This is a genomic window from Nonlabens ulvanivorans, from assembly GCF_000732625.1.
Lineage (GTDB): Bacteria > Bacteroidota > Bacteroidia > Flavobacteriales > Flavobacteriaceae > Nonlabens > Nonlabens ulvanivorans.
On record NZ_JPJI01000032.1, the window covers coordinates 607078 to 619272 of the forward strand.

Annotated in this window: 14 protein-coding genes and 1 tRNA gene; 11 read left to right on the forward strand and 4 right to left on the reverse strand. The window is 34.6% G+C overall.

The genetic code is table 11. From position 1 onward, the window contains the following. Positions 1-75: 75 nt before the first annotated feature. On the forward strand, positions 76-2487 hold the full coding sequence (locus IL45_RS09865) for a TonB-dependent receptor domain-containing protein (RefSeq protein ID WP_036583339.1): 2412 nt from the start codon (positions 76-78) through the stop codon (positions 2485-2487). A 51-nt stretch (positions 2488-2538) separates the two neighbouring features. Beyond that, positions 2539-3537 carry a tRNA dihydrouridine synthase DusB gene (gene dusB / locus IL45_RS09870; RefSeq protein WP_036583341.1) on the forward strand — a complete coding sequence of 333 codons (999 nt, stop codon included), beginning with the start codon at positions 2539-2541 and terminating at the stop codon, positions 3535-3537. Positions 3538-3610: 73 nt separating this feature from the next. On the opposite strand, the gene IL45_RS09875 is transcribed toward dusB, so the two are convergent. The 3 genes from IL45_RS09875 to rbfA all read right to left on the reverse strand — a co-directional run bounded on the left by IL45_RS09875 (position 3611) and on the right by rbfA (position 5517). Beyond that, entirely contained in the window at positions 3611-3811 is a 201-nt protein-coding gene (locus tag IL45_RS09875) for a hypothetical protein (protein ID WP_036583344.1), read from the reverse strand. A gap of 93 nt (positions 3812-3904) precedes the next feature. Next, positions 3905-5122 (reverse strand): ABC transporter permease, encoded by a 1218-nt coding sequence (locus tag IL45_RS09880; RefSeq protein ID WP_036583346.1) that lies wholly within the window; start codon positions 5120-5122, stop codon positions 3905-3907. Next, entirely contained in the window at positions 5122-5517 is a 396-nt protein-coding gene (rbfA, locus tag IL45_RS09885; protein WP_036583349.1) for a 30S ribosome-binding factor RbfA, read from the reverse strand. Before rbfA ends, IL45_RS09880 begins: the two co-directional genes overlap by 1 nt. Positions 5518-5573: 56 nt before the next feature. Between rbfA and mce the strand changes: the two genes are divergently transcribed. From mce to IL45_RS09900, 3 genes are all read left to right on the forward strand, one after another. After that, positions 5574-5981 (forward strand): methylmalonyl-CoA epimerase, encoded by a 408-nt coding sequence (gene mce, locus IL45_RS09890; protein ID WP_036583352.1) that lies wholly within the window; start codon positions 5574-5576, stop codon positions 5979-5981. A gap of 71 nt (positions 5982-6052) precedes the next feature. Next, positions 6053-6126 (forward strand) — tRNA-Ile (locus tag IL45_RS09895). Positions 6127-6391: 265 nt separating this feature from the next. Then, positions 6392-6577 carry a hypothetical protein gene (locus IL45_RS09900; RefSeq protein WP_036583354.1) on the forward strand — a complete coding sequence of 62 codons (186 nt, stop codon included), beginning with the start codon at positions 6392-6394 and terminating at the stop codon, positions 6575-6577. On the opposite strand, the gene IL45_RS09905 is transcribed toward IL45_RS09900, so the two are convergent. Next, positions 6572-7156 (reverse strand): riboflavin synthase, encoded by a 585-nt coding sequence (locus IL45_RS09905; protein ID WP_036583356.1) that lies wholly within the window; start codon positions 7154-7156, stop codon positions 6572-6574. The genes IL45_RS09900 and IL45_RS09905 overlap by 6 nt on opposite strands. Positions 7157-7216: 60 nt before the next feature. Here IL45_RS09905 and pdxA point away from each other — a divergent pair, with 60 nt between their 5' ends. From pdxA to accC, 6 genes are all read left to right on the forward strand, one after another. Next, a complete protein-coding gene (gene pdxA / locus IL45_RS09910; RefSeq protein WP_036583359.1) occupies positions 7217-8266 on the forward strand; it encodes a 4-hydroxythreonine-4-phosphate dehydrogenase PdxA in 1050 nt (349 codons plus the stop codon). 62 nt (positions 8267-8328) lie between these two features. Then, a complete protein-coding gene (locus IL45_RS09915) occupies positions 8329-8874 on the forward strand; it encodes a YceD family protein (RefSeq protein ID WP_036583361.1) in 546 nt (181 codons plus the stop codon). Between the two features lie 2 nt (positions 8875-8876). Beyond that, positions 8877-9074 (forward strand): 50S ribosomal protein L32, encoded by a 198-nt coding sequence (gene rpmF, locus IL45_RS09920; protein ID WP_036583364.1) that lies wholly within the window; start codon positions 8877-8879, stop codon positions 9072-9074. Between the two features lie 151 nt (positions 9075-9225). Continuing rightward, positions 9226-10224 (forward strand): beta-ketoacyl-ACP synthase III, encoded by a 999-nt coding sequence (locus tag IL45_RS09925; protein ID WP_036583366.1) that lies wholly within the window; start codon positions 9226-9228, stop codon positions 10222-10224. A 17-nt stretch (positions 10225-10241) separates the two neighbouring features. Further along, the gene (gene accB, locus IL45_RS09930; protein WP_036583368.1) at positions 10242-10730 is read left to right on the forward strand and encodes an acetyl-CoA carboxylase biotin carboxyl carrier protein; all 489 of its coding nucleotides are present in this window, start codon (positions 10242-10244) and stop codon (positions 10728-10730) included. A 78-nt stretch (positions 10731-10808) separates the two neighbouring features. After that, positions 10809-12155 carry an acetyl-CoA carboxylase biotin carboxylase subunit gene (gene accC, locus IL45_RS09935; protein WP_036583371.1) on the forward strand — a complete coding sequence of 449 codons (1347 nt, stop codon included), beginning with the start codon at positions 10809-10811 and terminating at the stop codon, positions 12153-12155. Positions 12156-12195: the final 40 nt, after the last annotated feature.

Genomic DNA, 12195 nt, shown 5'->3' on the forward strand with positions numbered 1-12195 from the left:
GCTGCAAATATAATCTAATTCCTTGCCCAATTTTTTAAGGAGCTTTCCTATTTTAGAGGCTCTTTTATTTATTGCATGAAACTGATATCCATTTTATTACTATTCACTTCTTTAAGTACGTTTGCTCAAATTAATCTTACAGGTAACCTTATCGATTCTGACGGTGCTCCCATTGCTTTTGCAAATGTGGTGCTTCTCGATGTAGAAGAGGGAACTTTTAAATACGGTACTTCAACTGATGAGACAGGAAACTTTTCTTTCCCTAATGTAATTAACGGCGATTATAATTTCAATGCCTCTTTTGTGGGTTATGTTACGCTTTCGCGAAAGCTGACTCTACAAAAAAACACTGCTCTTAACAATCTCACCTTAGAAACAGATGCTGCGCAACTAGACGCTGTAACAATCATCGCAGAGAAACCAACTATAGAGCGCAAGTCTGATCGTCTTATTTTTAATGTTGAAAACACAACCTTAAGCACAGGAAATGCATCACAGATTTTACAATCTACACCAGGAGTGTTTGAAATGAATGGTACTTATACTGTAAAAGGTAGTGTAGCCCAAGTGTACATTAATAACAAACGTGTCTATTTAAGTAATGAAGAATTAGAACAATTATTAAGTGGATATAGCGGTGAGAACGTAAAAAGTGTTGAAGTTATTCATAATCCACCTGCTCTATATGATGCAGAAGGTGGCGCAGTAATTAATATCGTTACTAGTAAGAACGTCTCATTAGGCTATAAGGGCTCGTTAACGGGCAAGTATGAAATTGACACTTTTGCAAAATATAATATCGGTACCAGTCAGTATTATAAAAATAACTGGCTTAACGTGTACGCAAATTATAATTTTAATCCACGTAAAGACTTGACTCTCGAAGAATCTCAAGTAGGTTTTTTTAATAATGATGGAACAAGAAGCTCTCGCTGGTTTACTGATTTAAATAGTGTCTCACGCAGTCAGTCACATGCATTCAATACCATTATAGATATCAATATTAATGAGAAAAACAGCTTATCTATTTTAGGTTATCTAGGATTAGACAATGGTAGAGAGGTAGATACGGATGTGAACACCTTAATCTTACCACAAGGAGGAACTATGTTTAGTGGTTTTAATACGGATTCTAGTACGGGACGCGATGCCACTATCGGTTCTCTTAACTTAGGATGGATTAACATTATGAATGATAATGGCGGTACATTAAGTGTGGAAGGAAGTTACTTTTTTACTGAAGTAGACAATGGGCAAGACTTTTTCAGCACATTTTTTGATGACACGCAAACTACATCTAGTACAAACAGTTTCAATACCGTAGGTTTTCAAGATATAAATATATTTACTGCAAAAGCAGATTACCTTAATCAGATCGGTGCTTATTCACTATCTGCTGGATTAAAATATTCTGATATTTCATCTCAGAGTAAACAAGATTTTTTTGATACCAATATGGGTAGTAGTATAGACCCGTCACTATCAGACAACTATTCTTATGATGAGCATATTTATGCAGCATATGCGCAATTAGAAAGAGAATGGACTAAATGGTCTTTTACCGGAGGATTAAGATTAGAACAAACAGATGTCGTGGGAGATAGTGAAACTTTAGGCTTAGTTAATTCTCAAAATTACCTCGGCTTTTTTCCTAATATATCGGTTACTCATAATCTTAATGAAAAGAATGATTTATCGTTAAGTTACAAACGCTCTATTGAAAGACCTAGGTATGGTGATTTAAATCCATTTAATAATTTTATAAATGATAATAATATAGAGTCTGGTAACCCTAATTTACAACCAGCCTTTACTAATAAAGTAACACTAGGGTGGACATACGACTATGAGTTATTTGTAGATGCTTACTACATTTATACTAAAGGTATTTTAGATAATTTACCTTTTCAAAATAATAATACAAACGTGTTGACCACACAAAGCGCTAATCTGAATTATGAATTTCAATATAGTGTTGATGCAACACTTATAAAATATCCTACTGAAAAGTGGACTTCTTTAACAAGTGTAAGTGCTTTTTATATGGAAAATGAATTTAAAGCCATACAATCAATTAGTGAGAACCAAAGATTAAATACTACAGGATTTTTTATTCAAACACAGAATTTATTTGAGCTTTCTAAGGATGGCACATTAAATATGTTGATAGAAGCAGATTATATTACTAGCATTCTTTTCGGTTCATACAAATATGAGAATATGCTAGCCAGTAGTATAGGCTTTTCAAAAAGATTATGGAATGATAGAGCTATATTAACTGCAAAGTATAGTGATATATTTCTTTCACAAAACCAGCCTTTTGTAAGTCGGTATGCAAATCAAGATAATCGCGTGTTAACCATTCCAGAAACTCAATTATTTACTATAGGATTTACTTATAAATTTGGAAACTTTAGATTAGATAATCGAGAGCCAGAAGCTTCAGAAGAATTAGAACGTACTGGTAAAAAAACTAAAGGGTTATAAAACGCATTAATTCTCTTCAATTCAAATTAGATTATACCTTATTTTTGCAACATGCCTAAAATAGGAGATATACAATTACCCGATTTCCCACTACTACTTGCACCTATGGAAGATGTAAGTGATCCACCTTTCCGCGCACTTTGTAAAGAAAATGGAGCAGACGTGGTCTACACAGAATTCATATCTAGTGAAGGATTGATACGTGATGCCGCAAAAAGCACCATGAAACTAGATATCTATGAGGCAGAGCGTCCTGTAGGAATCCAGATTTTTGGTGCAAACCTAGACTCGATGTTACAGTCTGTAGAAATCGTAGAACGTACTAAACCAGATATTATAGATATCAACTTCGGTTGTCCAGTGAAAAAAGTAGTTTCTCGTGGTGCTGGAGCTGGGATATTAAAAGATATAGATCTTATGGTATCTCTTACAGCTGCCATGGTAAAACATACGGATTTACCTATTACGGTAAAGACTAGACTAGGCTGGGACGACGACTCTATAAAAATTGTTGAGGTTGCAGAGCGTTTACAAGATGTAGGTATTAAAGCAATATCTATTCATGGCCGCACACGTGCCCAAATGTATAAAGGAAATGCAGACTGGAAACCTATTGCAGCTGTAAAGAATAATCCTCGCATGCACATTCCAGTTTTTGGTAATGGAGATGTAAATACTCCAGAACGTGCTTTAGAAATGCGTGACGATTATGGACTGGATGGTGCTATGATAGGTCGTGCCAGCATAGGTTATCCATGGTTTTTTAGAGAAGTAAAGCACTTTTTTGAGACTGGAGAGCATATGGCAAAACCAACTATGCAAGAGCGTGTAGAGGTCGCAAGACGTCATTTAGAAATGTCTATAGCTTGGAAAGGAGAAACTTTAGGTGTCTTTGAAACCAGACGTCATTATACTAACTATTTTAAAGGAATTCCTAATTTTAAAGAATACCGAATGAAAATGGTTACCAGTGATGACTCTAAAGGTGTTTTTGACACCTTTAATGAAGTACTCGATAAGTTTGGCAACCATAGATTTGATTATAGATAAGAATTAATTAAATAAAAAGGGTTCTATTTAAATAGAACCCTTTTTATTTGAAACACATAATAGATATACGTTTTTATTGAATTTGATCAGGACGTCTTATATGTGCAGAGTTTGAACAATTTGAATCATGACAATTCATGCGATGAAGTACTTTTTTCTTATCGATGTTCTTAGATTGTGGCGTATTAACTGTGGTGTTTTCATTTCCTGACGCAGCTATAGCAACACTAAACATAAAAAGTAATGGTAATAAGACTAGTTTTAAATTTTTCATTGAAGAGATTTAGTGATTAATGCTAAATATAGATTTTTTCTGACAGAAAAACCTTCAATCAGTCTCATTCTTTTAATTACTAGGCCTATTGGATTATAATTTTGCTTGAGAAAGCAACGCTTCATTGATTCGTCTAGATGCGATATAACTTGCTATAATACCTAATATGGATGTTGTCCCTATGGCAACAGCAACATTAGTTAAGACCATTTCAAAAGGATAAGGAAGTCCTGGAGCTATATAAAGAAGACTATATTCTATCTGTAGGTAAACAAAGGCAACACCTATAAAGAGACCTATTAATCCACCACTTATCGTCATTAAACTACCTTGAATAAAAAATATTTTACGTAAAGATTTCACACTAGCGCCTAAATCTAATAAGGTTTTTAAGTTTTGTTTTTTATCCAGAATCATCATGATTATGGACCCTAAAACATTAAATAGCGCGATGATTAGTACTAAAGTAAAGATCAGATAAACAGCAAGGTTCTCTGAATTAAGCATTTTGTATAAACCATCATTCATTTGAAGTCTATTTTTAATAACTATAGGGACATCAAATAATGCTTCTATTTCTTCTCTTATTTGATCTTCGTCAACATCAGGTGAAATTTTAATCTCTAAGCTACTTGCCTGGTCACCATTATAATTCAATAATTTTCTGGCAGCTGCAATGGTTGTAAAAATATATTTACTGTCTAGATTTTCATTAATACTAAAAACTCCCGTAGCGACAACATCAATCTGACTAAAAGAATCCCTATAATTTAAAGCGTTAATCGCATTTTTTCCAGGTTTAGGCACCATGATTTGTAAAAACCTACCATAATTATCTACTTGTAAAGAAAGCTCATCAGATATTGCTGCACCAGCGACAATTTGTAAATCACTGTTGCCTAGCCAACTACCTTCTAGTAATATCGTGTCTGTTTTTATGATTTGGTCATAATTACTGTCGACACCTTTGATGTAAGCGATGTCGTTTTTACCATCATAATGTAAAAAAGCTTTTTCCTCAATGGTAGCACTTAGCAATGTGATACCCGATATGTTTTCTAGTTCTCGCTTTCGCGAAAGCGGAATCTCTATAACTTTACCATTTAAAGGAGTAACCTTAAGGTCTGGATCAAAATAACTACTAAACTCTGTACTAAAACTTTTTAATCCTGAGAATCCAGAAAGCACAATGAATAAGGCAGCTGTCCCAACAATAGTTATTATAAAACTAAGTATGTTGATAATGTTAATGGCGTTTTTACCATTTTTAGATACCAGATATCGCTTTGCGATGTAATAAGAAAAGTTCACTAAGATTTTTTTCTGCGCGGCAATATATTTGGATTTTCAATAGGATTGTTAAGACCTTTAAGCTCTCTATCTATTTGATCCATATACTCAAGAGAGTCATCATTAAAGAACTGTAATTCAGGCATGCGGCGTAACTGGTGACGTACCTTTGCAGCTACTTGATGTCTCAATTCTGGTCCTATTTCTACAATTTCTTGAACAACGGCTGCAGCCTTATCTGCAGGAAAGACGGACAGGTACGCTTTTGCATATCCCAGATCGGGTGTTACCGTAACCTTAGTTACAGATACTAGTAAGTTTTTAACGGTGTTCTTTCTTAAAAAATCCTGTATTACAGAAGATATGTCCTCTTGAAGAATACCACTAATCTTTTTCTGTCTATTACTTTCTTCCATGCGACAAAGGTAAGCAAATGCTTTTGTGATATTTTTGAAAAATAAATTAAAGAGTTATGTTAGGAAAAATTGAGCATTTAGGAATTGCTGTTAAAGATTTAGAAAAAGCAAATCAAACCTATGAGAAACTTTTAGGAAGGAAACCATACAAAAGTGAGGCTGTAGAAAGTGAGCATGTAATGACATCATTTTTTAAATCTGGAAAGAATAAAATTGAGTTATTAGCTGCTACTCATGAAGATAGCGCTATTGCAAAATATATAGAAAAAAGAGGTGAAGGTATACATCACGTTGCTTTTAACGTTAAAGATATTAAAGCAGAATTAAAAAGATTAGAAAAAGAAGGGTTTAAAATTTTGAATCACGAGCCTAAGAAAGGTGCTGATAATAAATGGGTTGCATTTATTCATCCCAAATCTGCCAATGGTGTATTAGTAGAGTTATGTCAGGAAATTGAAGAATAGTTTGTACAACAAGAATTATAGTTTAAATTTGCAGACTTTTTAGGACATACTATTCCATAAAAATAGTTGTCGGGCCTATAACTCAGTTGGTTAGAGTATCTGACTCATAATCAGAAAGTCCCTGGTTCGAGCCCAGGTGGGCCCACAAGTTTAAAAACCTCAGATTCAAATCTGAGGTTTTTTATTTTATACGAGTGATTTTACCTCTGTAATAAAATGTTTAATAGAATCGTTATAGAATAAAATGCGAACCTTTTTAAATGAATATGAGATAAATTTCAGGCTCTTTTCAAGTCTAAAATCCGTATTTCATCGACGAAAAGCGTTGTTTTTAAACTTTACATCAAGTTCACATTACTTTTTTGCGCTAATTCAATTAAAGTTTTACTTTCGCATTCGTTAAAACAACTATGAGCAATATTCTTTCACTTTCCCTAACAGTGTTAGTACAGCAAGCAACACCACCTGTTCCAAAGATGGGTATACCGCCACCTGTAGGAGACGTTCCATTGGATGGAAATATATGGTTGTTAATAGCAAGTGCTGTTATTATAGGCGCTATTACTGTTTATAAAAGTCGCCGTAGAGCATTATAAACCCATTAATCTTTTTACATATTTACCGATAACGTCAAATTCTAAATTGACGACGTTATTCTTTTTTAATGTTTTAAAACCTGTGTGCTCATACGTATAGGGTATTATAGCTACAGAGAATTCATTAATTTTAGAGTTAACCACAGTAAGGCTGACACCATTTATACAGATGCTACCTTTTTCAATAGTTACGTTATGTAAGTCCTTTTCGTACTCAAAAGTAAATATCCATGAGCCGTCTTTATTAATAATGTCTTTACAAACTGCTGTTTGATCAACATGACCTTGAACGATATGACCATCTAGCCTAGCGTTCATTTTCATAGCTCGTTCTATATTTACAATATCACCTATATTAAGTGCACCGATATTTGTTTTCTGTAAGGTCTCTTCAATTGCGGTAACAACATATTGATTACCGTCAATGGCAACTACCGTTAAACAGACACCATTGTGTGCAACGCTTTGATCTATTTTTAACTCGCTAGTGATATTACTCTCTAGTGTTAAGTGTAAATTTGTATTTTCTTTTTTGAGTTGAATAACTCTTGCAGCAGACTCTATTATTCCTGTAAACATAAGTGATGAAAAACCGTTACTTTTATCTTCTCAAAAATACGGCGAAAAACAAAGCACCGCATGAACAAAAAGCAAAACATTAGAGTAGGAATCTCATTAGGTGATCCTAATGGAATAGGTGGAGAGATTATTTTAAAAGCATTTGAGAATAATCAGATGTTGGAGCTATACACTCCAGTGATTTTTGCAAGTACAAAACTTTTATCTTATTATATTAAAACTTTAAAACTTAATATTAAAATTCATGGCATCACCTCGCTGGATGATGTTGTGGATGGTAAGGTAAATGTAGTACGATTAATTAAAGAGCCATTTAGGGTAAATTGGGGAACAGTTGATCCTATTGCTGGTGAACTAGCAGTACGTAGTTTAAAGGCGGCAACAGAGGCTTTAAAATTAAATCAAATCGATGTTTTAGTGACGGCTCCTATTCATAAAGAGTCTATACAATCAGAAGAGTTTAAATTCCCAGGTCATACCGACTATCTTAATCAAGAGTTAGATGGGGAAAGTTTAATGTTTATGGTTTCTGAAGATCTAAGAGTAGGATTACTTACAGATCACATACCTTTAAAAGAGGTTCCTAGTCAAATTACAGAAAAACTTATCAAAACAAAAATAGGCACCATTAAAGAGTCGTTGAAGAAAGATTTTGGAATCGTTAAGCCTAAAATTGCTGTACTAGGTATTAATCCTCATGTAGGAGATAATGGCGTTATAGGCACAGATGACCAAGAATCATTAATTCCTGTTCTAGAAGAATTGAGAAAAGATGGTACGTTAATATTCGGACCATATCCAGCAGATAGTTTTTTTGGAAATAAAAAACATTTGCAATTTGATGCTGTTTTAGCATCTTATCATGATCAAGGATTAGTGCCGTTTAAAACGATTACATTTGGTTCTGGTGTCAATTATACTGCAGGATTAAGTCATGTAAGAACTAGTCCAGATCATGGAACTGGATTTGATATTGCAGGAAAGGGAAGTGCAAATCCATCTTCATTTATGGCGGCTATACATACTGCGGTCACTGTTTTTAAGCACAGAAAGATGTATGATGAGCTATCTGCAAACCCGTTAAAAAATATTTCTAAGAAACGTAGATAATATTAACAATGTATTTTTAATAACTTTTATTATCTTTGCCCGCTCGTTTAACGAGGAAGATTATGGAACTCAAAGATTTTAATATTTCCTTTGTTGGTTTAAAGCAGGGGAAACATCAGTTTCTATATGAGGTTGATAATACGTTTTTTGAAAATTTTGGTTTTGAGGACTTCAATAGTTCTCAGTTAAATGTTGAAGCCACATTAGATAAAAAATCCACTATAATGGAATTGCATCTAGAAGCTTCAGGTTCAATTAATGTCAATTGTGATGTTACTAATGAGCCATTTGACTTGGACATTGAAACAGAAATGGATGTCATTATTAAATTCGGTCCAGAATATAATGATGATAATGAAGAGCTACTCATTTTACCACATGGCGCTTATGAATTAAACATAAGTCAATTTGTGTATGAAATGTTGGTGCTAGGTATTCCATTGAAAAGAGTTCATCCAGGAGTAGAAGACGGATCATTAGATTCAGATTTGCTCGATAAATTGGAAGAGCTGCAGCCGAAAGACCTTGATATTATAGAAGACAATAAAGAAAGTACTGATCCCAGATGGGACGCATTAAAAAAAATACAAACGGATAATAATAAATAGCCATGGCGCATCCTAAGAGAAAAATCTCCAAAACAAGAAGAGATAAAAGAAGAACTCACTACAAAGCTAGTGTTCCACAAATTGCAACAGATAGCACAACTGGTGAAGCACACCTTTACCACAGAGCACACTGGCATGAAGGTAAATTATATTACCGCGGTAATGTATTAATCGACAAAACAGAAGAAGTAGAAGCATAGTTTGCTGATTTATCAAATCAGTAGAAAACAAAGCTTTTCTTTACAAATTCATAAAAAATGACACGTTTTAATTAAAAACGTGTCATTTTTATTTATTTCTGCAAGTTTTTCAGTAGCTTTCACGGCTCTAATAATTACTAGAATCACCTGTATGAGTAACATCAAAGCGGCGATTACTGCAGTAGGCGGCTATGTGCCAGACTACAAGCTTACTAACGCTATCCTAGCGACTATGGTTGATACAAATGATGAGTGGATCACTACTCGTACTGGTATCAAAGAACGCAGGATTTTAAAAGATAAGGATAAGGGAACCTCGTACCTTGCTATTCAAGCGGCGCTAGACCTTATCAAGAAAAAAGATTTAGATCCTTTATCTATAGACTTAGTCATAGTAGGAACTGTGACACCAGACATGCCCGTAGCATCAACGGCTGCTTATGTAGCAAGTGAGATAGGTGCGGTTAATGCATTTTCTTATGATTTACAAGCTGCATGTTCTAGTTTCCTTTATGGAATGAGCACTGCAAGCAGTTATATTGAATCTGGTCGCTATAAAAAAGTACTCCTTATAGGCGCAGATAAAATGTCTAGTATTATTGATTATAAAGATCGTACGACATGCATCATTTTTGGTGATGGCGCTGGAGCTGCTCTATTTGAAGCTACTGAAGATCAAAAGGTAGGATATGAAGACGAAATATTAAGAAGTGATGGCGTAGGTAGAAACTTCTTGAAAATTGAAGCTGGAGGTTCTTTGATGCCAGCAAGTCATGACACTATAGATAACAACCAGCACGTTGTATTTCAAGATGGAAAAAACGTTTTCAAATATGCAGTCTCTAATATGGCAGACGTCGCAGAGAAAATTGTTAAACGTAACAATCTTACTAATGAAGATGTGGATTGGTTAGTACCTCATCAAGCAAATAAGCGTATTATAGACGCTACCGCTAAAAGAGTCAACTTACCAGATGAAAAAGTAATGATGAATATAGATCGCTATGGAAACACCACTAGTGCTACATTACCATTACTATTAAACGAATATGAATCTCAATTAAAAAAGGGTGACAAGTTGGTGTTTGCCGCATTTGGCGGTGGATTCACTTGGGGCTCTATTTTATTAACATGGGCTTATAATAGCTAATCATAACCACTTAAATTATGGATATAAAAGAAATTCAAAACTTAATCAAGTTTGTAGCAAAATCTGGAGCTAGCGAGGTAAAGCTAGAAATGGATGACGTTAAAATCACAATTAGAACTGGATCAGACTCTAATGAAGTGACTTATGTACAACAAGCAATGCCTATGCAAGCAGCACCTATGCCACAAGCAGCTCCTGCAGCGGCTCCAGCTGCAGCACCAGCAACAGAGGCTGCACCAGCACCAGCAGCAGATGATAACAGTAAATATGTTACTGTAAAATCACCTATTATTGGTACTTTCTATAGAAAACCTTCTCCAGATAAACCACTTTTCTGTGAAGTAGGAGATAGTATTAAAGAAGGTGATACACTTTGTATCATTGAGGCTATGAAACTTTTCAATGAAATTGAAAGTGAAGTTTCTGGTACTATCGTAAAAGTTTTAGTAGATGATTCTTCTCCGGTAGAATTTGACCAACCATTATTTTTAGTAGATCCTTCTTAATTAAAAAGAAGGATTTTTTGTGGATACGCTTTCGCAAAAGCGTAAATACCACATTTACACTAACATAAAAAACGTATCATGTTTAAAAAAATATTGATAGCAAATCGTGGTGAAATAGCTCTTAGAGTTATTAGAACCTGTAAGGAGATGGGAATCAAGACTGTAGCTGTTTATTCTACTGCTGATGCTGATAGTCTCCATGTTAAATTTGCAGATGAGGCTGTTTGTATAGGACCACCACCTAGTAACTTATCTTATCTTAAAGTTTCTAATATCATTAGTGCTGCAGAAATTACAAATGCAGATGCTATTCACCCAGGATATGGATTCCTTTCTGAAAATGCAGATTTCTCTCGTATATGTGGAGAGCACGATATCAAATTTATCGGCGCTAGTCCAGATATGATTGCAAAAATGGGAGATAAAGCAACTGCAAAAGAAACCATGAAAGCTGCTGGTGTACCTTGTGTACCAGGATCTGATGGTATTATTGCAGATTTTGACGATTGTAAAAAAATTGCTTTAGAAACTGGATATCCTGTCATGCTTAAAGCGACTGCCGGTGGTGGTGGTAAAGGTATGCGTGCTGTATGGAAAGAAGAAGACCTACTAGCAGCTTGGGAAAGTGCTCGTCAAGAAAGTAAAGCTGCGTTTGGTAATGATGATATGTACATGGAAAAACTCATTGAGGAGCCACGTCATATTGAAATTCAGGTGGTAGGTGATTCTTATGGAAAAGCATGTCACTTAAGTGAACGTGACTGTTCTGTACAGCGTCGTCACCAAAAATTAACGGAAGAAGTACCTTCTCCATTCATGACTAAAAAGTTACGTAAGGATATGGGAGAAGCTGCCGTTAAAGCTGCAGAATTTATTAAATATGAAGGAGCTGGTACGGTAGAATTCTTAGTGGATAAGCACCGTAATTTCTACTTTATGGAAATGAATACTCGTATTCAAGTAGAGCACCCTATTACAGAACAAGTAATAGATTTTGATCTTATAAGAGAACAAATTTTAGTTGCCGCTGGTGTAAAGATATCAGGTAAGAATTATGAGCCTACATTACATTCTATAGAATGTCGTATTAACGCTGAGGATCCTTATCACGATTTCCGTCCTTCTCCAGGTAAAATAACTACACTTCATGCACCAGGCGGTCATGGTGTGCGTCTAGATACTCATGTTTATGCAGGTTATTCTATCCCGCCTAATTATGATTCTATGATAGCAAAGTTAATTACTACTGCACGTACACGTCAGGAAGCAATTGATAAAATGAAAAGAGCTCTAGATGAGTTTGTAATTGAAGGTATTAAAACTACAATTCCTTTTCATAGACAGCTAATGGATCATCCAGATTATGTTGCAGGTAATTATACCACAGCATTTATGAATGATTTTGAGATGGAAGCAAAGAAATAAAAGTAAATTTCCAAATATTAAAAAGTCCCATATTACAACT